Below are 20,770 nucleotides of genomic sequence, written 5' to 3'. Positions count from 1 at the left end.
TCCTTGAAATCTAGAATCTTTAACTATTCAAGTGTCTTTTTAGTCCTCATGAAACAGAGAAAGAGCTAGAGAATTTAAAGCTCGGTAATCGGGTTTTCCTGTGCCTAGCATTGGGATAGATTCCATCTGATGCTGATAGGATATCTTCATTATGCTACTTGTTTTTAAGTTTTTTAGGATATCATTTACTTCATTGAGATCTGTGGGAAATGTTGTAAATAAACAAAGCTTCACCTTCTCTCCAGGAATTCCACAAACGATTAGCGAAACACCATCTTGTTCCTCGGGAAGTCCAAAACCTTCAATTAGTAAGCTTTCTAAAGCTTGTAAACTAATCATTTCGCTACCGATTTTCACAAAACGACTAAGTCTGCCTTTTAAAAATAACTGACCTTGTCCGTCTAGATAACCTAGATCTCCTGTTACATACCAATTTTCTCCTCCAAGCCGGACAAATCCCTGATTAGGATTCGCTCCTAAATAGCCAGAAAAGAGAGATGTTCCTCGGATAAGAACTAGACCTACCTCTCCTGAAGATACAGGGACATAAGTCTCCTCGGAAACGATCATGATATCCACACCTTTGATAGGAACACCAACACAGCATTCATTTTTCGGGCTATTCTCATCATTAATTGTAATAACTGGAGAACATTCTGTAGTTCCATATCCTTGATAAAGAACAATGTGAGGAAAATCTTTTTGTGATCTATTTCTTAAAGAATCTTTGAAGGCATCACCGCCAATAACTACAAAACGCAAAGAACTTAATGAGGATTCTTGCTTTTTAGCTGTTTTTAAAATGTAATCGAAAAAGATAGGTGTGCTACCTAGGAAAGTTGCATGGGTTTCATCTACAAGCTCTACGATCTTTTTGGGCTGTAAAGGATTATAAGAAAAAACTACAGGCAGTCCAGCAAGCATGGGGAAAAGCGCACAACAATTAAATCCATAAGCATGAAATGGAGGAAGAAATGACATCATCACGTCAGTTTCTACAGGATCAAAGAATTTCAAGCAGGCTTTCTGATTTGCTATAAGATTGGTGTGGGTTAATGGTACTCCTTTAGGAAGTTTTTCTGTTCCTGATGTAAATAAAATAACAGCAATATCTTCCTTATCCTGACCTGAAATATTAAATAGCCGTATTAACCAGCGGTAAGGAAGGGACAGGTAAAAAGCTATACGCATTTTATCCCAAGAGGAAAGTTGTTTGCGTATATTTTCCATATAAATTAACTGAGCCGGGTATTCTACGCCATCACCATGAATCTTTTGCAGATGCTCAACAAGTTGCTTAGAAGTTAGGATATGGCTTACATGTGCCAACTCAATACAAGCTTCCATTTCACGGAGTCCTTGACTCCAATTAATCATAACGGGAACTTTCCCAGATAGTAATACAGCAAAATAGGCAATATAGGCCCCCGCAGAGGCTGGCATCATGATCCCGATATTCTTTTCAGGATACCTAGATACTTTTAAAGCTAAAGCAATAACAGCTTTACGTATGTCATCATAAGATAGAACTCCCAATTGTTCATCCCAACAACTGGCATCCGATGTCATTTCTGAACAGAGTCTAAGGAACTTCTCTAAAACTGTCTGTCCTTCACGCAAACCTATACGGCGATTCTTGGAATAATTCCAACGCTTATGCATATATCTTCCCCTACATTAGGCATAAGGAACTTCTATAGGAAAGCTTTCTTTATCTTCGTTAAACCACGAAGAAAGAAAAGCATTTAAATCCTGTTTTGTAGGGAATTGTTTCAAGAATTCGTTATTCATTTGATGTATTGTCACTTTCACAGAGCGTTTCGGCATGAAAAATAATCCCCGGCGTAATAGAGCTTTTATAGCTTCTTTAAATACTATGCTCAACTTAGGGGTGGATTGTGTTTTATATTTCGAAAACGCACTTCCCCATAATCCACTGATCCGTATTAAAAATACGTTACACTCCTTGGATTTATGCAATAGCACGTACGCCGAATACTGATTAACTATTTCTTCTTTACCATTCTTTGATAACCTACCCGCAGGATATAATAATACACTGCCCTTATTATCCAAGACACTAATCGTTCGATTGTAAAAATCTTCCATCTGTTCGATGGTTTTCTTACACTCTCGTCCGGGGACAACTGTTGGGACAGGTATCGCTCCTACAGAGTTTAAAAACCAACGAACTACGGAATTCTTAAATAAATAATTTACAGCAAGAGGGCGCATATGAAAACGCGGCCAAAATAGGTATTCGAGAATCACAGGATCAATTTCAGCTACATGATTTGATAAAAATAGACACCCTTGATTAGGATCGGGTTTCAGAGACTTCAGGCCATCTAGTTTTATCTTATAACGTAATTTCAAGGCGGCACCAACCAAAAAAGCATACGTAGCTTCATACATAGTTCGCCATACCTTAGCTATCATAAGAACCCTTTCCCATAACAAATTCTCTTACAACCCCTCTAGCAAGTTTAACATAATCCTGTCTTTTGATAATATGGTTTAGCTATTACTTAGGAAAAAAATCACTATGCCGTCTCATTTGTTAGATTATCAAAGAGTTGCAGAAAGTATAGTTGAGAAAACAATCGCCGAGTTAATCCGTTATCGACAACGCCTCTCTCTGGTCCCTTTCTGGACAAAATCCGATGGGTCTTTTGTTACTCCTGCAGACTATGCCGTCCAATATTGTCTTCAAAAAAAGTTATCAACAACCTTTCCCTATATTCCGTTTATAGGAGAGGAAGTCTTAGACCCTGTAGATGATAATTATAAGATCAATAAAATTTTAGAATTTATTCATAAGCTAGATCCCAAGGTATCATCCGAAGATCTCTTAGAAACATTAACTCCGCATCAAGAAATTTCCTCATTATACTGGCTTGTTGATCCTATTGATGGTACGTCTGGTTTCATCAAGAATAGGTTTTTTGCTACTGCAGTATCTTTAATTTATGAAGATAAGCCTATACTTTCTGTTATGGCCTGCCCATCAACGGATCCCCATACATTTAAAATCTATTCTGCAGCTAAGAATTATGGCACTTCATTATTTGGTACTGCGATCGAATCGAGACGTTATCTAAAATCTGGGGTTACATTAACAGGGAAGTTTTGTGAAGCTTCTTTAGCGGCACGCAATCAACAACACCACACTACACGCCTATTAAGTTTATCTCTTCCTGGCCAACCTCAAGCGTGTCGTGTTGACAGTCAATACAAATACGCAATGGTTGCTGAAGGCGCTGTAGACTTCTTCATCCGTTACCCTTTTGCTATTTCGCAAGCAAGGGCTTGGGATCATGCTCCCGGCGCCTTTTTGGTGGAAGAATCTGGAGGTGTAGTTTCTGATATTTTTGGAAATCCACTAAATTATCGCAGGGAGGATTTCATTTTAGAAAACCACCCTATAATTTTAGCTTCTGGGAATGAGGAGATTCACAGGATTACCTTAGAAGCCCTACAGGAACGTTTGAATATTGTTCCCGAAGAAAACTTACTCACTTATTAAATATAAGCCGTAAGTTTTTCTTCTACTATACTGTCGGATAAGATCACCGTATCTTGATTGGACTCTTCGCTCTGTTCATAAATCTCTCTAAGGATCATAGGAAGATTACTGACTTTTTGTAAGACTGTCTTTGGACAATATGGCTTTCCAACAGCGAGAGCTACATTTAATAAGCCTCCAGCATTTGCCAGATAATCTGGAGCGTATAATATTCCTTGAGCATGCAATACGGCCCCTAAGGAAGCGTTTTCTAATTGGTTATTCGCAGCTCCGACAACCGCACGACAATGTAAGTTATAAACATTGCTTCTATTGATCACTCCTCCAAATGCGCATGGGACAAAAATATCACATTCTAGTGTTGGAAAAGCATCTTTAGAAACAACTGTTACGCTGTAGAACTTGATAACTTCATCAAGGATTTCTTGATTCGTATCAGAAACATAAAGTTCTGCACCTTCGAAAAATAGGGAGTGTAATAATTTCCTACCGACTGCGCCGAGGCCTTGAATACCAATCTTTCTTCCTTTTAAAGAAGAGTTCCCCCACAACTGTTCTGCAGTTTCTTTTATACATAAAAAGACTCCATGAGCTGTATAAATTGAAGGATCACCGCTTATGCTCTCTATGCCGCATACCCAAGGAGTTTCTTGATTTATGATGTTAATATCACTTACAGAAACTCCCATATCTTCAGCAGCTATATACTGCCCGCCAAGGGAATCTACTGCCTGACCAAAGGCTCTGAGCATATCTTCAGTAGGGCGTGTCATACCTTTAGGCAGAATAATAACACTTTTTCCTCCCCCAGTTCCTGTGTCACTAAGAATTGCTTTATAAGTCATACCTCTAGACAAACGTAAAACGTCCGTCAGAGCATCGTCAAAAGAATTATAAGCAAAAGCGCGAACTCCACCTAATGCAGGACCTACTAGCGTCTGATGAATAGCAATCAATGCATGTAGCTGGACACTTTCACACGTCACCTCAATCACACGTTCATAATCTTCTATATTTCTATCTTTGAACACTAGGGGATATTTCATAATCTTAAAATGGAAGGATTTGTAATTATAATGCATAAGTATTGTATAGATTTAATTAAAAGTCAATTAACCAAACCCTCTCTCTTCTCTTAAAATTCCTCACATGATACGCTAAGATCCTCCAGAAAACTAGAAAGTAAAAAAAAGTCTATAACGAGAGTCGCTTATGTCTGAAAAACAATCTTTATCGATCATGCATCCTTGGCACGGTCCTATATTAACTCAAGATAACTATGAATCGCTATGCTGTTATATAGAAATTACACCCCAGGATTCTGTAAAGTTTGAATTAGACAAGACTACAGGTTTATTAAAAGTAGATCGCCCTCAAAAATTTTCAAACTTCTGTCCTTGTTTATATGGATTATTACCTAGAACATATTGTGGAGAGCTTTCTGGAAAGTATAGCGGAGAACAAAGTTTAAAAGAGAACATCCAAGGAGATGACGATCCTTTAGATGTTTGTGTGTTAACAGAGAAAAATATTACTCATGGCAATATTCTGCTTCAGGCACGTCCTATTGGAGGACTGCGTATTATTGATTCTGGAGAAGCTGATGACAAGATTATTGCTGTTCTTGAGGATGATTTAGTGTTTTCAGAAATTCAAGATATTTCGGACTGTCCCTGTACGGTTCTTGATATGATCCAACACTATTTTCTAACTTATAAAGCAACTCCAGAGCACTTGATCAACGGTAGACCTTCGAAAATTGAGATTGTAGGTATTTACGGAAAGCAAGAAGCTCAAAAGGTAATCGAGCTAGCGCATGAAGACTATTTGAATAAGTTTGCTAGGGAAAAAACAACGATATAAATGTTTAAGGAGAGGTTTCCCTCTCCTTACATTGTTCAATTTAGAAGGAGAAAAGATAGCTATTGATAAACTTATCTGCTTCTACAGCTAAATCCTTAAGCTCAGGGAAACTCAATAAACGCATACCTTCTTGAATACTTAACCATTGAGCATCACAAATTTCATTTGGATCTGCGTGTACATCCCCTTGAACTTCTGCTAAAAAGTAAGTAACTTCTTTGCGAACAAAAACTTCGTTATCATTAAAAGAGTAGTGTTCTACAAGAACTTTTGGGAAAAAATTGACTACACTTAAACCAGTCTCTTCAACTAGCTCTCTCTCTGCAGCCTCCTGAGGGCCTTCTTTGTCTTCAGAATGACCTTTAGGAAATCCCCAATGCTTGCCTTGGGTATGGCAGATAAAACAAGCTTTCAGTGTACTTCTATCTGGAGTACCAAAAAACTTTATGGGAATAATACCAAAAGAGTATTCATACTTTGTCTTTATCATAATTAGGGTATATACCTCGAGAATAATATCGTTGAATTATGTCCACCAAAACCAAAAGAATTCGACATAGCTACATCAACATCCCAATCCTGAGATTTGTTCGCAACCACATCAAAGTCATCAATTTCTGCAATCGGGTTCTCTAAATTAATTGTGGGATGTAACTTGCCCGTCTGAATTGCTTGAATTGTTGCAACAGCTTCGACTCCTCCAGCCGCTCCTAAGCAATGACCTATGAGTGACTTTGTGGAATTCATTCGCAAATTTTTCACATGACTACCAAAAGCCTTTTTCAAAGCTAAAACTTCTGATAGATCTCCTAAAGGAGTTGATGTTCCATGAGCATTAATATAATTTACGCGTTCTTTAGGAATGCCAGAACTTTCTAAAGCTCCAAGAACACATGAAGTAATACCCTCTCCATCATCTCTAGGAGCTGTAATATGAAAAGCGTCACAAGTAGTATACGAACCAAGCAACTCCGCATATATTGGAGCTCCTCGCTTCAAAGCATTCTCTAAAGTTTCTAAAACTAAAACTCCGGCTCCCTCTCCAATGACAAAACCATCCCGATCTCTATCCCAAGGACGAGAAGCTTCTTGAGGGGCGTCGTTTCTTTCTGATAAGGCACGGTTAGCAATAAAACCAGCCAGACCTACACGGTTCACCGCAGCCTCAGTTCCTCCACAAACTATCATGTCAGAACGTCCAGAAACAAGATGCTGGTAAGCTGCATCAATACAATAATTTGAAGTTGCGCAAGCTGTAGATATAGAATAATTCGGACCCATTAATCCAAAATCCATAGCAATAAGCGCAGGAGCCATGTTAGTAATAATATAGGGTATGAAAAAAGGAGAGAGTTTTTTATTGCTAAGGATAAGGCGCTCCATACCCTCATCTAAAGTCTGTAACCCTCCCATACCTGAACCGATGATAACACCACAACGGAGAGGGTCAGCGGGGAGATTGTCTTTGTCCCATCGAGACATTGCAATAGCTTTTTTAGCTGCAACTACTGCATAAGTAATAAAAGGATCAACTCTGCGCGCCTGTTTTTTATCTAAATAAGGCTCAGGATTAAATTCAGGAATCCAAGCGGCGAAACGAGTAGCATAATCTTCGCATGGAAAAGAAGTGATTGTATGAACGCCGCTGACACCGGCGAGCAGGTTATCATAGAAAGTGTCTATTTCATTGCCTAAACAAGAAACGACGCCTAATCCCGTGACTACTACACGTTTTTTATTCATAAAGTTATTCTACCCCGTTAAGAAGCTAGAAGCTTGGATGTAATAATGGAACCGTCTTTCCATAGCTCTTCCAATCGATATCGTTCTCTAATGGATGAGACAAATAGATGAATGACGATAAATCCGTAATCTATAACTACCCAGTCACCATGACTTAACCCCTCTACATGTAAAGGAGCGACATTATGCTCTTTCAATTCCTGTACGATAGTGTCTGCCAAAGCTTTTACATGTACACCGACATTCCCTTCAGCAAAAATAAAATAATCTGTGAGCTGAGAAATGGCACGAACATCTAAGATAACAGGGTTATTGCCCTTTTTGTTATCAATAACTTTGGCAATTACTTTTAATAAATTAAAGCAAAATAATTCCATAGAAACTGGCACGAGAATACTCGATTATCTAGGATAAGGTCGAGCTTTTTTTCTTAGGTTAAATAATATTCCAATAATACTTTCTAGCCATTTTTCTAAGTCTTCCCTTAGGCCGCACTACGGTTTTCTCCTCACCTAGAAGAAGAAAAGGTAGATCTAGGATATGGTCTGAGAAAGTATGACTTCTCGCCCGCCCTATTTTTTTAAGATGACTGAGTATTTTCGCCTTATTATCCCCAGTTAGACATTGATTTGCAAGCATTTGCCCTCTAGAAAGCTCTTGAAATCCAGAGGCATAGCACATATTTGCCCCAAGTTTTTCGGCTATAGGTCGGACGATAAAATCTGGAGAGGAGGAAAAAATCATGACTTCTCCCGAAGAATCTTCTAAAGCTTCATAAAACTTTTCTAGAGCGGGAGAGTAAAAATCTTTTTCATTTAATGTCTGTGCGAACTCCAAAGCTATGGAAGATAGCTCTTCAAAAGAAACCGTTGTAAGCAAAGAAGAAACAATTCGAGAATAAAACGAAGGTAAATCTAAAAAAAAAAATCGAAAACGAAGAAAAAATAAACAGGAAGAGGGAAGGGTTTTATAAGAGAATAAGCGACGCTCTAAAGCGTATTTATAAAACCCTATACTGCTATTTCCTCGTAGCAGCGTACCATCTAAATCAAAAGCATATATACAAGATCGTCTCATACTAACTGCTGGATTTGTCGCTTCAAGTCAAGGATCCCTTGATCCAATTCCTCTAAAGCGCGTTTGTCTTCTTCAACTAGAGCACTGTATTGCATAGCGCGATCGAAATCTAGACCCGAAGATCCAAGAAGTTTCTTATCTTGCTCTAGTTTATCCTTTAATTCCTTACGACGCTCTTGTCTTTGAGACAGAACCTGTCGCATATTTGTGAGCTTTTCACGGGAATCTGGAGAAGACAGCAGTTGTTCTTCAAAATATGCTGCTATATGCTGCAAAGTTAAATTCAATCGATTGTCTAAAGAAATTCTTTCTGATGCAGATAAAAAAGCTGCTTTGGTTAAAGATTCCTTTAGTTCTTGCCATTCTGATCGGGCTTCTGAATGAATATCTCCAGAAATACACCTTTCAGAAAACGAATTAATCTTTTCAGTTAACTCTTTGATAGCTTCCTGCCTGATCTGCTTATCTCGAGCCAATTGCTCTTGATATACCTGTTCTGCAGTATCCTGTTTTTCTCGGAGCTTCTCAAACAAAATTTGTAATTCTGCTTTTAAAGCTACGACATCGTCGTGAACTAAGTCTAGAGCACGTATACGCTTTGAAGCAACATCTAAATCCTTACGGATTCTGAAAAGATCGCTACCCTCTTCTAACATTTGAGCTATATTTGTTAACTGCTCACGAACATCTTTAGAATTTTCTGCAGATGTAACTCTTAAACGACTTTGCTCCTGACGAATCTCCTTTTCCAAACCCTTAAGTTGGTCCCAACATTTGCTTAATTTCAAACGGGTATCAGAGAATACGGTAGAGGAAACAGCTAAACATTTAGCAGCTTGCTGTAAATTTTTGATTTCTTTCCGTAAAAAAAAAACGGAGCGCTTTAACGCGTCCTTATCTGCACGAGAAAAATACTTAGATACAAAAGATTCGACATCTTCTGAAAACGCTTCGCTAACCTTCTCAATGAGCTCTTTTCTTTTCGGAAATACTTGATTTCCTAGAGAGGATAAACGTTGGAAAAATTTGCTTTTTAACCGCATACGCATGCCAACGTTCATTAATTCTTTTCGCAAATCAATGATTCTTGCAGAAAAACTACTTAACCAGACTAATGAAGCATGTAAATCTTTATAAAAAGCTTTACGTTTTTCCAAAGTCTGAGTTTCTAAAAATACGGATTGTTCTTCTTGTACTGTCAGAGGATTGGTTCCGTCTAAAAAACTAGTTACATCTTGCTCAAGGCAAGATATGGCTAACTCAATCTGTCCAACAACAAAAGTCCCTTCTTCATCTTGTAAGGATTTAATATGCCGTCCTTCCTTCGTTAAATCAATATAGCGACGCCAAAATTCAGCCCGCTTACCAATGTTTTCTACTTGATGGAATAATGGAAGACAGTGCTTTCGTATCGCCCAAAACAGCTTTAAATTTGCTCCTTGGTTGTTTCTTAAGGCATGCTCCATTTTCTCTAAACTAAAAGCTACCTGTTCTTCTATCGATGAAAATCCAGATAACTCTTGAGTAAATAAGGTAAAGGATTCATTAGTCATTGCGGCGTTAGAAATATCATCACTTTTGGATTTCAATTCCTCACTAGAAACCACTATAGAACCTTGTTTTGCTTCTGAAGAATGAAAGCTGTTGTCTGAAGTATCCATAATAACAACTTAGGGTGTAAGGCTTGACAAAGAAATAATGAATAGAAGATAAAGTTTGCCCCCGTACTACATTATCGTCAATCGTTTTTATGAGCTTATCTACTAGAATTTCCTTTAATGAAGGATTGGAGTTATTTAGAACAAGTCCTTTAGAGAAGCTACAAGAAGTTGCGAATATTTTACGCAAACGACGTTATCCTGATGATAAAGTTACTTATGTCCTAGATGCCAATCCCAACTACACCAATATCTGTAAAATTGATTGCACTTTTTGTGCGTTTTATAGAAAGCCTCACTCTTCTGATGCATTCCTTCTTTCTTTTGACGAATTTCGTTCTTTAATGCAACGATATACAGCTCTAGGGGTTAAAACCGTGCTTCTTCAAGGGGGCGTCCACCCAAGATTAGGTGTGGATTATCTCGAAGAGTTTGTACGTATCACGGTTAAAGAATTCCCCTCTCTCCATCCTCATTTCTTCTCTGCAGTCGAAATCTCACATGCAGCCACAGTCTCAGGAATCAGTATAGAAGAAGCTCTAAGGAAACTTTGGGAAGCGGGACAGAGAACGATTCCTGGGGGTGGTGCTGAGATTCTTTCTGAACGCGTACGTAAACTCCTATCACCAAAAAAAATGGGTCCCGATGGATGGATTAATTTCCATAAGCTTGCCCATCGTCTAGGCTTTAGGACAACAGCAACAATGATGTTTGGACATATAGAGACTGCTCACGACATTCTCCTACATTTAGAGGCCCTAAGAAATGCTCAGGATGAAATTCCAGGATTTTATAGCTTTATCCCTTGGAGCTACAAGTCTGGGAATACGGCTTTAGGACGTAAAGTCCCGAATCAAGCACCTCCTGAAATGTATTATCGTATTCTTGCTCTCTCTAGAATCTTTTTAGATAACTTTGAACACATAGCTGCTTCTTGGTTCGGAGAAGGAAAAGAACATGGAGCTCGTGGGTTACATTATGGAGCCGACGATTTTGGAGGAACAATCATTGATGAGAGCGTGCATAAATGTACGGGATGGACTTTAAAAAGTTCTGAAGAAGAAGCTCGTGCAATGATCGCTTCCGAAGGTTTCATCCCTGTAGAGAGAAACACATTCTACGAACATATAGAGATACCTGCATATCAACCATGAAGGAAATAATCTTCTGCAATTTTCTCTGCTATAGTTTCTGCTGTTAACCCTAGAGTAGGTAGCTCTCGAAACATAGGATAGCGTTTGAACCAGGTTCTCTGTTTCTTAGTATATTGCCAGGTATTTGCAATGAATTTTTGTTTCACAGCCTCATAGGACTCTTCTGGGGATCCTTGGTCAATAAACTCGATCCATTCTCTATAGCCTATAGCTTTTGATGCTGAGGAATTCTCTCTGATTCCCTGCTCAAGTAATCTACGTACTTCTCCAATTAAACCATCCTCAAGCATCCTTTGACAACGCAACTGAATGTTATCTCGCAAAAGCTCTCTAGGAGAAGAAAGGAACCATCCTCGGCAGTTATATTCTCTGGATTCTTTTGCCGCCATGCTCCAACTATGTTCTGAAACTTTTCTCCCAGTGAGATGGATAATTTCTAAAGCACGGACAATTTTATTCTTATCATTCTTCGTAATAGTCTGCGCATATTCAGGATCTTTTTGGCAAAGATTCTCATATAAAAATGACAAGCCATGTTCATGAATATAGAGAGCAAGCTGATCACGAAATTCACGATTTGCAGGTGGTCCTTCAGGAGGACCGGAAAGAAAAGTATGAAAATAAAATCCAGACCCGCCAACGAGAATAGGGACTTTATTCCTAGAAAGAATATTCTGGCATGCCTGCATTGCCTGATAGTAAAAATCTACGGTATTGAAAAGTTCCTGGACATGGCAAATATCTATTAAATAATGAGGAACATTCTGTCTAGCTTCCAGAGAAACTTTTGCTGTACCGATATCCATACCACGATAAACTTGCATGGAATCAACAGAGATGATTTCTCCATCAACCATGGGTGCTAGCCATAAAGAGACATCTGTTTTCCCAGATCCCGTAGGTCCTGCAAGTAAAATCACAGTACGTTTAAATAGTTTTGCAAATGACTTTTGGGGATCTAAGCAGACATCACATCCTGTAGATGCTATGGCATTAGATTGAAATTCAGGAGCACGCATATGCAATAGGACTAAAATTTAGTGAAACATTCTTGTTCTGATTGGCAAACAGGCAAAAGTTGATCAACACCTGCTATGCGGATAACATCTGCCACTAAATCTTGAACACAACAAACACAAAGAAGACCTTGGCGAGACTGCAGTGACTTAGACAATGAAAATAACAGGCGAATTCCTGCACTACTCATATAAGTAACGTGTTGAAAGTTTAGCACCATTTTATGCTTTCCTTCTTGTACTTTCTTATCTAGGAAGACTTCTGCTCTCGGTACAGAAACAGCATCTAAAGCTCCTTCCAAAGAAACAACAAAAACGTCACCATACTGTTTAGTTAACCAATTCATAAAAGTAACTCCAAATAGTATCTCGCAAATATTAGTGATATTATTTACGATAAAAATAAAAAACAATGCGCACCCATGGTAAGAAGCTTTATAAAAATGCTTTTTTCTCCTGGACCGAGATATTCCGTCTCTTACGCATTACTGTGCATTTTTCTCAGCACCCTAATTTTTATCCCTACCATTCATTGGCTTTTGTTTCCTGAGACTTTTTCACTCCCAACAACAAAAGCCCTTCCAATTAAAAATATCTTTCTAGTTTCATCATCTCCTTCTAGAATTCCTGAAGTCATCTTTTCTGAGACGTTACAGCTTTCTGCAGATCATCCAACTTTCCTACATCAATTTACAATTAAGCAAGCCGAATCCACTTTAAAAGAACTAGGGATATTTTCTTCGATATCTATAGAAAAGATTCCGGATAATAAAGGAATCATTATCTTTTATTCTCCGCAATCCCCGATTGGCTATTTAGGGAATCGAGACAATACTTTAATTAACTATTCTGGAGAACAATTCCCTTGCCAACCTTTTTTTACATCCCAAAAACTTCCTAAGATTTTTTTCTCTAAAAAAGATTTAGACATCTCTATTTTACCTTCATGGAAAATAGAGATTGCGACTCTTCTCATTGAAGAACTTAAAGAAGATCCTCCCATTATTATCGATTTGTCTCTTACAGAAATGTATCCTATGGAGATAACCACTACTTTATCTTCAGGGAATCTTCTAAGATTTCAATACCATGCGCTACGTGAGGGATTAAAGAACTATCATCTCACTCAAAATAGCACTATAATTGACTCCCAAAAATCCTATATCTATGATTTAAGATTCCCCAAACATTTATTATTAAGTAAGATATGACTCCTATAATTATCTTTACTCAGCTACCTTCTCAAGAAGAAGCTGATCGTATTTCTCATACTTTAGTAACTCAGAAGCTTGCGGCTTGCATTCATGTTTTCCCAAAAGGAAAATCTACTTACATGTGGGAAGGCAAACTTTATATTTCTGAAGAATATCAAATGCAAATTAAAACAAGATCTACTCAATTTTCAGCAGTTTCCGAAATTATTCAATCTCAATGCTCTTATGATATCCCGGAAATCATTTCAGTTAGAATTGACGATGGTAATGACAGATATTTACAATGGTTATCTCTAGAAACTGCCCCACAAATGCCTCAGGAATGAATAAATCTTGACGTTTTTTCTGAAATGGGTATAATCTTCTTCGGAACTTTGAAGGATACATAAGTGTCTTATTCTTTTTTTCCACATCTCAATTTAATTTGGATTTTATGGAAGAGTTTGTAGCATATATCGTAAAGAATTTAGTTGCTGATCCTGAAGCTGTGGAAATTCGTTCTATTCAGGATGAGTCAGGTGAATCTATAAAGCTAGAGATACGTGTGGCTCCCGATGATATAGGGAAGATCATAGGTAGACGAGGAAATACAATACACGCACTAAGAACTATTCTTAGACGTGTGTGTGCAAGATTAAAAAAGAAAATACAAATCGACTTGATTCAACCCGAAGGCAGCAGAGAATCTGTTGGTGAAGACGAGGGTGCTTCTAGTAATTTTTGTTTCGACTCAAACAACTCTAATGACTCAGAAACGGTTTCTCAATGTTGTGGAAGAGGCAACTGCTGTTCAGCTGATGAGGAAGATGCGGAAGCATCTCCAATAAATCATAAATGCAGCCATAATCACCATTCTGAATAATATTCACTACTTTTCTACATCTTCACAAATAGAGTTTGGCAATAGCTAAAAACCCCTTTAAGGAGTTTTTAGCTCTTCGCAGTTAACTAGGTACTGCTTACTAAAAGTATTATTGACTTTCTTATTCTGATCGAACTTATGTAATCCTGATATGATCAACTGATGTACAACCTGTTCGAAAGTCCATCCTAGACGGACAAAATCATGTAAAAATGGGCTGGATTCTGTCATTCCTGGAATAGGATTCATTTCAGAAAGCCAAAAATCCCCTTCTTCATCTAAAAAGAAATCGATTCTACAAGATCCTCTACCTTGAATAACACGGTATATACGTTCTGTAAGTTCTTTCACTCGTGTTTTAGATTCTTCAGAAAGATCCAGATTATACTGTATTTTAGCACTAAATTTACCATTTAATCCGTATTTCTCTTCATAATCAATAAATCCTTTTGATCCACGACGCTCATGTGGTTCGGAAATATAATAACAGCTGCGTGCATCTCCAAGACAAGATACTTCAATTTCTCGAGATCCTAAACGACTTTCTTCAATAAAGACATCAGTATCGTATAGAAATGCTTCAGATATTTTCTCTTTTAATTCTGTTTCATTATGAACTTCAAATATGCCAATACTCGATCCTAAATGTGCTGTTTTCACAAACATAGGGAAAGTAAAGGTCTCTAAAATTCTATGCACACACAATTCCGGAGTTCGTTTCCAAGTATGTAGAGTTAATGGCTGATAAGGCACTATAGGAACCCCTACAGAGGCTGCAAGGCGTTTTGTCATGATCTTATCCATACCGACAGCTGAAAAGAGCAGAGAAGGCCCTCCATAAGGCTTATCGATAATCTCTAAGAATCCTTGAAGCGTACCATCTTCTCCAAAAGGACCATGTAAAATTGGCAAAATAAAATCTAAACTAGCTAAAGTCCCAGCAATTTCTGAAGATAACACATGATGACCTTTCCCCTCACAAGAGCCTCCTGCATTAAGACTCGCGACTTTCGACCATAATCCCTGACGATCGATGATGAAATACTGCACGTCATAATATTGTGAGGAAAGATACTGAATAACATTTTTTGCAGATAATAAAGAGATATCATGTTCGCAAGATTGTCCTCCGCAAACTACCCCAACAGATAATTTCCTAGGTTCAAAATCTTTTAAAGCATTTCCCACAGCATAAATATTCCCTGCCCCTAAAGATACACAGACATCATGAACACGGATTTTTTGTTTTAGATACTCTATAACATTGTCATAGGGAACATAGGTACAGCAAACATGAGAAGATAAAGAAATTGTCTCTGCTAGTTTCTCAGGAGAAGGCAGATCGACTGGCGTTTCTCCGGCACTATAGACATCAGTAAGGATTACCTCATCAGCATCTTGGAAAGCACTGAAAAATTCCTCTAAACAATATTGTAATCTAGAAAATCTATGAGGTTGACATATGGCAACTATACGACGTAATCCTACGGCGTCTCTTAAAGCTCTTAAAGTACAAGAAATTTCAGAAGGATGATGGGCATAGTCCTCAAGGAAGAGAAATTTCTCAGAAGTGTTTTTTCTTTCCATACGCCTTTGTACTCCAGAAAAGCTTTTAAGAGCCTCTCGAATACTTGCCTCATCGATCCCAAAAGTTAATGCTATACCTATAGCTGCAGCAGCATTTGCAACGTTATGTTTACCAATCAGGTTAAGATCTATGTCTAGGTAGTTTTTTCCTAAGAAAGATAGAGAGAATATAGAATGCCATCCTTCCTGCCGATGTGAGTGAATATATAGGTGGCATTCTTGAGAAAATCCATAAGATGTTCCGACGATTCTACCTTTAAGTTCTTGGCAATCGCCATTATAAAAACACAACTTCGAATCATCAACCTTACGAGCAAACTCTTCAATTGTTAATGCAAGTTTTTCTTTACTTCCTTCGAAATTACTCAGATGTTCATTATCTAAATTTGTCACTACCGCAACCTTAGGAAGATAATGCTTCAAAGAACCATCGCTTTCATCAGCTTCTGCAATAAAGTATTCTGAATTTCCTGAATACCCATTTAAACATAGAGAATTCAACCCTCCAATAGCATAAGAAGGATCTTTTTTTGCCGTTTGAAAAATTGCGGTGATTAATGAAGATACGGTAGTTTTTCCATGGCTCCCTGAAACTAAAATGCTTGTTTGCTCCTGCATTAAAAAGGCAAGAAGCTCAGCACGATGCAATATAGATAGCTGTTTCCGTAGAGCTTCTTTATATTCTACATTATCCTTAGCAATCCCCGATCCGTAAATAACAATACAATTTTCAGGAACATGACTTTCTTTATGTCCTGATAAATATATTGCACCTTTAGTAACAAGTTTGTCTACAGTAGCACCTTGATTTAAATCGCTTCCCGATACGGAATATCCACGGTCTAATAAAATATGAGCTAATGCACTCATGCCTATTCCACCGATACCTATAAAATGATAGTGGATTTTCCTATCCATAGATTACCTATAAACATTCACAAATAAATTGATAAAAAGACTTCGAAGATTTGCTTTGATAATAAGCTCGTAGGGCTTCTCGCCTATTTTTAATAGTTTTAGAATCTAGAGCAAGCAAAATATTTTTAGTCAGAACTTCTTGGGAAAGCTGTTTTTCCAGAATCATAGATCCTCCTCCTATAGTATAGACAAGGAACTTTGCGTTTTCTTCCTGATGTCCATAAGCTCCTGGATATGGAATGAGTATTGAAGGACTTTGTGCCCACAATAATTCATCTAAAATCGTAGCTCCTGCACGACTAATTACAAGATCCGATGAGAGCAAAACGTTAAGCATATCCTGCTCAAAATGTTTCACACAAAAAGATACACCACCACGACTGTAGACATGCTGTATAGAAACAATATCACCTTTAGGTCCTGCAATATGGTGAACATACATATTCGGATAATCCTTGGCAACGTTTACAAGAGCAGATGGAACATGGTCATTTAATGTTTTTGCTCCTTGAGATCCTCCTACAACACAAACTGTTGGGGAGTGTGATGTGAGACGTTCCACAATAGGACTGAAAGAAGAGAAAGCTCTTTTTGGTAAAGAGATCTCTTGTGAAGGACAAATAAATTTTTTAGTTACTGGAGAGAAAGAAACTCCCACACCTTTAGCAAAACGTGAGAACAATTTGTTCACCTTACCCGGGACAAGGTTTTGCTCATGTAAAAATATAGGAATTTTCTTCTTCAGTGCTGCCATTAACACGGGAAGGGAATGATAACTACCAAATCCTATAACAACATCGGGATCAAAAATAACGAGCTCTTTTTTAGCTTTCTTGTATCCCTTGTATAAGGAACATGTTCTACGAATCGCTGTTATAGGACTGGCAATTGTCGGCAACCCGGAGGGGATTTCTTTATAATGCACATCTTGTTCACAAAGATTCGGATGATTATCCAAACCCTTACCTAAAAGAAGAACATCTATACCCTCTTTACAAAATGCCTCTCTTGTTGCTAGAGCGGGAACTATGTGTCCTCCTGATCCTCCGACAGCTAAAGCTATTTTGTTGATTTTCTTCATCACACACCCTTAACAGCAATGTAACACCACACATGTTAGCAATCAAAGAGGACCCTCCTTGACTGAAAAAAGGAAGATTGACTCCCTTACTTGGCAATAATCCTGACACAACGCCTAAATTCATAAAAGCTTGCATTCCGATAATTACTGTAATAGCTATTGCTAGAGAAGCTGCTTCCAAAGAAGACGCCCGAATAGCAACCACATAACCGCCATAAACAAAATACATATATAGCAGAATTAAAAGCAGCATACCAATGAAACCAAATTCCTCAGCATATATAGCAGCGATATAGTCATTTTGCGCTTCAGGTAGGTAAGTAAGCTTCTGCAAACTTGCTCCTGGTCCCTTCCCTAATAATCCTCCTGATCCCGCAGCAATTTTTGCCTGATATGGCTGATGGCCTCGCCCTTTAATATCCAATTCTGGATGGAGATAGACATTTAATCGATGCCTCACGTAAGGCATCCTATAAGCAAGAGCACCTCCAACAACAAGGATACATAACAAAGGAAGCAACCAATAACGCAACCGCACAGCTGTCATAATAAATACAGGAATCAAAGAAAAGGCAATTACAGCTGCAGAACCATTGTCAGGTTCTATGGCAATCAATAAAATAGGAATGAACAGCGTTGCAGTTAGCTTAAGGAATAATTTAAAATTTTCTCGATATTGAGGACGGAAAACGAGGTATTCTATAGCCACACAAGGGACAAGGTACTTCACAAATTCAGAAGGCTGTAAAGTAAGTTGTCCTATACCTAACCAACGTTTCGCGCCATTTCTACATACTCCTATCCCAGGAATTAAAACAGCAATAAGAGCTATTCCTGCAATAAGCAATAATGTAGGACTCATTTTTAGAAAATCTTTCCATCCTGTCATATAAACTAAAGAAGAAAGACTTAATCCTAGTAATAGATAAGTAATCTGACGAATTAGAGCTTTATGTGTACTACAGGCTAGAGAACGATCCAGAATTTCAGCTGAAGAAGTATCGAAAACCATAACTAGACCCAGAGAAAAAATCCCTAACAAACATGAAACAATGAACCACTTCATATTGGGCCTAGAGAAAGATTACCGTATGCGCAACTGATCTCCAGGTCTAAGTTTACGTGCCTTATTCTCGTCAAGATCATTCATCCTTAGCAAATCTTCAAGACGGATATGATTACGTAAAGCTATAGTCCAAGGACTATCGCCTTCTTGGACAGTATAGAAATCTTCAGTACTGGAAACTTTCACCTGAGGCTTCTTAGCTTCTTCTTGCTTATCAGAAACGGGAACTTTCAATACCTGACCTATTTTCAATTGTGTAGAAGATAGATCATTAGTCTGCATAAGGACAGCTACGGTGGTATGATTCGCCTTAGCGATACGCTCTAAAAAGTCTCCCTTTTTGACAATAACCGTTGCATAAGCCTCTTTCTTAGAGGTTTCTTTAGCAATTTGATTTTTTGATTCAGAAGATATGGGATTTACAATCGGAGTGGAAGGAGTTGTTTGAGGAACACTAGATGCTGGAGGAGTTTTGACAACCACAGGTTTATTTTCTGCAAATTGTACTGCTAGTTCTTCTTTGGAAACACGTTGGGGAATAGTTTCTACGATAGGCTTTTCAACCTTTTCTACTTTTTCTTGCACTTTTTCTATAGGAGCAGGAACAACTTCAACAAGCTTCGCTGGTAGAGGAGGAAGTAATGCATCCATATTTTTTTTATCAGCATGTTTTGCTGTAGTGAATAACACTAGCACCAAAACTGCATTCACTAAAGTTGCAATTATAATCGTATCTCTACGGTTCATACTTTTAATGCCTCCATGTCACCAACCAATTGCCTAAAGTGATCTCCTCGTTCCTCAAAGCTTCGAAACTGATCAAAACTAGCACATCCAGGAGATAATAAAATTACATCACCAGGCTGCGCTATACTCTGGGCTATGCTTACCGCTTCTTGTAGATCTCGGGCTTGAGTTAAAGGAAGACTACTGGATAAAGCTTGGGTAATTTCGTTTCGACATTCCCCCATAGCCACAATATGTTTTACCGTTTGAGTAAGAACTGGAATCAAAGAAGAAAAATTACTTCCTTTATTTCTTCCACCCAAAATAACAATGACGTTTTCTTTTACAGCTATTAGAGCTTTTTCTACAGAGCTCATAGTTGTAGCCTTACTATCATTGATATATTGCACGCCATCTTTTTCTCCCAGATATTCTATCCTATGGGGAGGTTTTTCAAAGGTTTGAACTGCCTGAGAAAATGCTTCCAAAGGAATGTCAGATATCTCATTAGCCAAAGCGTAGGCTGCGCAATAATTATTCTTATCATGCAAGTATAGTGGTTTTAATGCACTCCCTTTATCTAAAACTGAAGCTATTTCTTTAGTATAATCTAGATAAGATTTTCCATCTGAAACCTCCTCTCCAACCCATAGAGATCCAGATGATTGTAAACATTTAGCAATATTTCTTTTTGCTTCGCTATAGGCTTGTAGAGTTTGATGATAATCTAAATGATTCTCAGAAATATTTAAGATAGCAGCTCCTGATAATGTAGGAGTCTCTATTTCTTGTTCAGTTAATTGGAAAGAGCTGATTTCAACAACACGAATACCCTTTTGACGCATTGCCTGAAGGATAGGCACACCTATGTTCCCCATAGCAAAAGCATCAGCACCTATAGACCGTAGCAGATGGACTAAAAACAACACCGTTGTTGTTTTCCCTGCGGATCCTGTAATTCCAATGGAGGGATATCGATGAAATTCTGAATCCTGAAAAGCAAGTTGGATATCAGTGACAATAGGAATATTCCTACGTTTTGCTTCAATTACCAAGCGATGTGAAGGTTTGATCCCCGGGGAACGTACAAACAAATCGATATCTTCAGGAAATTCTTCAATGTTATCTAGATGACGCTCATAGAAGAAACTACAAGAGTTTAAAGCATTTAAGGATCCGTCGATTCCAATAACATAATCTCCTCGATTATGAAGAAACTCTGCTGCGGATTTCCCTGTAACACCTGATCCTAAAACTATAACACGTTGGTTATGCACAA

General features: G+C 38.0%; 21 protein-coding genes. 6 read left to right on the top strand and 15 right to left on the bottom strand.

Going from position 1 to position 20,770, the window contains the following annotated elements; genetic code table 11:
* Window positions 1-39: 39 nt before the first annotated feature.
* Complete coding sequence (locus tag O1W69_RS02405) at window positions 40-1,662, bottom strand: AMP-binding protein (protein ID WP_375793921.1); 1,623 nt, start codon at window positions 1,660-1,662, stop codon at window positions 40-42.
* Window positions 1,663-1,677: 15 nt separating this feature from the next.
* Window positions 1,678-2,439, bottom strand: coding sequence for a lysophospholipid acyltransferase family protein (locus O1W69_RS02400; protein WP_375793920.1), 762 nt, complete (start codon window positions 2,437-2,439; stop codon window positions 1,678-1,680).
* A 106-nt stretch (window positions 2,440-2,545) separates the two neighbouring features.
* On the opposite strand from O1W69_RS02400, the gene O1W69_RS02395 reads away from it, so the two are divergent.
* Complete coding sequence (locus O1W69_RS02395) at window positions 2,546-3,526, top strand: inositol monophosphatase family protein (RefSeq protein ID WP_375793919.1); 981 nt, start codon at window positions 2,546-2,548, stop codon at window positions 3,524-3,526.
* Here O1W69_RS02395 and O1W69_RS02390 read toward each other — a convergent pair.
* Window positions 3,523-4,572 (bottom strand): Glu/Leu/Phe/Val dehydrogenase dimerization domain-containing protein, encoded by a 1,050-nt coding sequence (locus tag O1W69_RS02390; protein WP_375793918.1) that lies wholly within the window; start codon window positions 4,570-4,572, stop codon window positions 3,523-3,525. The genes O1W69_RS02395 and O1W69_RS02390 overlap by 4 nt on opposite strands.
* Before the next feature lie 166 nt (window positions 4,573-4,738).
* On the opposite strand from O1W69_RS02390, the gene O1W69_RS02385 reads away from it, so the two are divergent.
* Window positions 4,739-5,389, top strand: coding sequence for an inorganic pyrophosphatase (locus O1W69_RS02385; protein WP_375793917.1), 651 nt, complete (start codon window positions 4,739-4,741; stop codon window positions 5,387-5,389).
* A gap of 40 nt (window positions 5,390-5,429) precedes the next feature.
* Here the strand turns inward: O1W69_RS02385 and O1W69_RS02380 are convergent, their stop codons facing one another.
* From O1W69_RS02380 to O1W69_RS02360, 5 genes are read right to left on the bottom strand one after another with little or no spacing between them, the layout of a single operon-like run.
* Window positions 5,430-5,879, bottom strand: coding sequence for a bis(5'-nucleosyl)-tetraphosphatase (locus O1W69_RS02380; RefSeq protein WP_375793916.1), 450 nt, complete (start codon window positions 5,877-5,879; stop codon window positions 5,430-5,432).
* 2 nt (window positions 5,880-5,881) lie between these two features.
* Window positions 5,882-7,132, bottom strand: coding sequence for a beta-ketoacyl-ACP synthase II (fabF, locus tag O1W69_RS02375; protein ID WP_375793915.1), 1,251 nt, complete (start codon window positions 7,130-7,132; stop codon window positions 5,882-5,884).
* A gap of 17 nt (window positions 7,133-7,149) precedes the next feature.
* The gene (gene rsfS / locus O1W69_RS02370) at window positions 7,150-7,509 is read right to left on the bottom strand and encodes a ribosome silencing factor (RefSeq protein WP_375793990.1); all 360 of its coding nucleotides are present in this window, start codon (window positions 7,507-7,509) and stop codon (window positions 7,150-7,152) included.
* A gap of 58 nt (window positions 7,510-7,567) precedes the next feature.
* Window positions 7,568-8,209, bottom strand: coding sequence for an HAD-IB family phosphatase (locus O1W69_RS02365; RefSeq protein ID WP_375793914.1), 642 nt, complete (start codon window positions 8,207-8,209; stop codon window positions 7,568-7,570).
* Window positions 8,206-9,870, bottom strand: coding sequence for a hypothetical protein (locus O1W69_RS02360; protein WP_375793913.1), 1,665 nt, complete (start codon window positions 9,868-9,870; stop codon window positions 8,206-8,208). The genes O1W69_RS02365 and O1W69_RS02360 overlap by 4 nt, the downstream gene beginning before the upstream one ends.
* An 89-nt stretch (window positions 9,871-9,959) precedes the next feature.
* Between O1W69_RS02360 and mqnC the strand changes: the two genes are divergently transcribed.
* A complete protein-coding gene (gene mqnC, locus O1W69_RS02355; RefSeq protein ID WP_375793912.1) occupies window positions 9,960-11,021 on the top strand; it encodes a cyclic dehypoxanthinyl futalosine synthase in 1,062 nt (353 codons plus the stop codon).
* On the opposite strand, the gene miaA is transcribed toward mqnC, so the two are convergent.
* Both miaA and O1W69_RS02345 read right to left on the bottom strand, forming a co-directional pair.
* The gene (gene miaA, locus O1W69_RS02350; protein ID WP_375793911.1) at window positions 11,012-12,040 is read right to left on the bottom strand and encodes a tRNA (adenosine(37)-N6)-dimethylallyltransferase MiaA; all 1,029 of its coding nucleotides are present in this window, start codon (window positions 12,038-12,040) and stop codon (window positions 11,012-11,014) included. The genes mqnC and miaA overlap by 10 nt on opposite strands.
* A gap of 11 nt (window positions 12,041-12,051) precedes the next feature.
* Entirely contained in the window at window positions 12,052-12,384 is a 333-nt protein-coding gene (locus O1W69_RS02345) for an STAS domain-containing protein (RefSeq protein ID WP_375793910.1), read from the bottom strand.
* A gap of 75 nt (window positions 12,385-12,459) precedes the next feature.
* Between O1W69_RS02345 and O1W69_RS02340 the strand changes: the two genes are divergently transcribed.
* The 3 genes from O1W69_RS02340 (at window position 12,460) to O1W69_RS02330 (ending at window position 14,113) form a co-directional block, all read left to right on the top strand.
* Entirely contained in the window at window positions 12,460-13,248 is a 789-nt protein-coding gene (locus tag O1W69_RS02340; protein WP_375793909.1) for a hypothetical protein, read from the top strand.
* Window positions 13,245-13,577 carry a divalent-cation tolerance protein CutA gene (cutA, locus tag O1W69_RS02335; protein ID WP_375793908.1) on the top strand — a complete coding sequence of 111 codons (333 nt, stop codon included), beginning with the start codon at window positions 13,245-13,247 and terminating at the stop codon, window positions 13,575-13,577. Before O1W69_RS02340 ends, cutA begins: the two co-directional genes overlap by 4 nt.
* Window positions 13,578-13,684: 107 nt before the next feature.
* On the top strand, window positions 13,685-14,113 hold the full coding sequence (locus O1W69_RS02330) for a KH domain-containing protein (protein ID WP_375793907.1): 429 nt from the start codon (window positions 13,685-13,687) through the stop codon (window positions 14,111-14,113).
* A 57-nt stretch (window positions 14,114-14,170) separates the two neighbouring features.
* Here the strand turns inward: O1W69_RS02330 and O1W69_RS02325 are convergent, their stop codons facing one another.
* The 5 genes from O1W69_RS02325 to murD are packed head-to-tail and all read right to left on the bottom strand — an operon-like array spanning window position 14,171 to window position 20,768.
* Window positions 14,171-16,618, bottom strand: coding sequence for a bifunctional UDP-N-acetylmuramate--L-alanine ligase/D-alanine--D-alanine ligase (locus tag O1W69_RS02325; protein ID WP_375793906.1), 2,448 nt, complete (start codon window positions 16,616-16,618; stop codon window positions 14,171-14,173).
* A 7-nt stretch (window positions 16,619-16,625) separates the two neighbouring features.
* On the bottom strand, window positions 16,626-17,702 hold the full coding sequence (gene murG, locus O1W69_RS02320) for an undecaprenyldiphospho-muramoylpentapeptide beta-N-acetylglucosaminyltransferase (RefSeq protein WP_375793905.1): 1,077 nt from the start codon (window positions 17,700-17,702) through the stop codon (window positions 16,626-16,628).
* Window positions 17,611-18,765: a putative lipid II flippase FtsW gene (gene ftsW, locus O1W69_RS02315; RefSeq protein WP_375793904.1), complete on the bottom strand. Its 1,155-nt coding sequence runs from the start codon at window positions 18,763-18,765 to the stop codon at window positions 17,611-17,613. Before ftsW ends, murG begins: the two co-directional genes overlap by 92 nt.
* 18 nt (window positions 18,766-18,783) lie before the next feature.
* Complete coding sequence (locus O1W69_RS02310; RefSeq protein ID WP_375793903.1) at window positions 18,784-19,512, bottom strand: LysM peptidoglycan-binding domain-containing protein; 729 nt, start codon at window positions 19,510-19,512, stop codon at window positions 18,784-18,786.
* On the bottom strand, window positions 19,509-20,768 hold the full coding sequence (murD, locus tag O1W69_RS02305) for a UDP-N-acetylmuramoyl-L-alanine--D-glutamate ligase (protein WP_375793902.1): 1,260 nt from the start codon (window positions 20,766-20,768) through the stop codon (window positions 19,509-19,511). Before murD ends, O1W69_RS02310 begins: the two co-directional genes overlap by 4 nt.
* Window positions 20,769-20,770 lie beyond the last annotated feature (2 nt).

The organism is Chlamydia sp. 12-01 (assembly GCF_042234205.1).
Lineage (GTDB): Bacteria > Chlamydiota > Chlamydiia > Chlamydiales > Chlamydiaceae > Chlamydia.
This window is presented reverse-complemented; position numbering and strand designations above follow the sequence as displayed.

Excerpts from the sequence above, each read along its gene's own strand:
- rsfS (WP_375793990.1), bottom strand. The coding sequence starts at position 7,509 with ATGGAATTATTTTGCTTTAATTTATTAAAAGTAATTGCCAAAGTTATT.
- ftsW (WP_375793904.1), bottom strand. The coding sequence starts at position 18,765 with ATGAAGTGGTTCATTGTTTCATGTTTGTTAGGGATTTTTTCTCTGGGT.
- O1W69_RS02360 (WP_375793913.1), bottom strand. The coding sequence starts at position 9,870 with ATGGATACTTCAGACAACAGCTTTCATTCTTCAGAAGCAAAACAAGGT.
- O1W69_RS02380 (WP_375793916.1), bottom strand. The coding sequence starts at position 5,879 with ATGATAAAGACAAAGTATGAATACTCTTTTGGTATTATTCCCATAAAG.
- O1W69_RS02400 (WP_375793920.1), bottom strand. The coding sequence starts at position 2,439 with ATGATAGCTAAGGTATGGCGAACTATGTATGAAGCTACGTATGCTTTT.
- O1W69_RS02310 (WP_375793903.1), bottom strand. The coding sequence starts at position 19,512 with ATGAACCGTAGAGATACGATTATAATTGCAACTTTAGTGAATGCAGTT.
- miaA (WP_375793911.1), bottom strand. The coding sequence starts at position 12,040 with ATGCGTGCTCCTGAATTTCAATCTAATGCCATAGCATCTACAGGATGT.
- O1W69_RS02340 (WP_375793909.1), top strand. The coding sequence starts at position 12,460 with ATGGTAAGAAGCTTTATAAAAATGCTTTTTTCTCCTGGACCGAGATAT.
- mqnC (WP_375793912.1), top strand. The coding sequence starts at position 9,960 with ATGAGCTTATCTACTAGAATTTCCTTTAATGAAGGATTGGAGTTATTT.
- O1W69_RS02345 (WP_375793910.1), bottom strand. The coding sequence starts at position 12,384 with ATGAATTGGTTAACTAAACAGTATGGTGACGTTTTTGTTGTTTCTTTG.
- O1W69_RS02325 (WP_375793906.1), bottom strand. The coding sequence starts at position 16,618 with ATGGATAGGAAAATCCACTATCATTTTATAGGTATCGGTGGAATAGGC.
- fabF (WP_375793915.1), bottom strand. The coding sequence starts at position 7,132 with ATGAATAAAAAACGTGTAGTAGTCACGGGATTAGGCGTCGTTTCTTGT.
- O1W69_RS02330 (WP_375793907.1), top strand. The coding sequence starts at position 13,685 with ATGGAAGAGTTTGTAGCATATATCGTAAAGAATTTAGTTGCTGATCCT.
- cutA (WP_375793908.1), top strand. The coding sequence starts at position 13,245 with ATGACTCCTATAATTATCTTTACTCAGCTACCTTCTCAAGAAGAAGCT.
- O1W69_RS02385 (WP_375793917.1), top strand. The coding sequence starts at position 4,739 with ATGTCTGAAAAACAATCTTTATCGATCATGCATCCTTGGCACGGTCCT.
- O1W69_RS02395 (WP_375793919.1), top strand. The coding sequence starts at position 2,546 with ATGCCGTCTCATTTGTTAGATTATCAAAGAGTTGCAGAAAGTATAGTT.
- O1W69_RS02405 (WP_375793921.1), bottom strand. The coding sequence starts at position 1,662 with ATGCATAAGCGTTGGAATTATTCCAAGAATCGCCGTATAGGTTTGCGT.
- O1W69_RS02365 (WP_375793914.1), bottom strand. The coding sequence starts at position 8,209 with ATGAGACGATCTTGTATATATGCTTTTGATTTAGATGGTACGCTGCTA.
- O1W69_RS02390 (WP_375793918.1), bottom strand. The coding sequence starts at position 4,572 with ATGAAATATCCCCTAGTGTTCAAAGATAGAAATATAGAAGATTATGAA.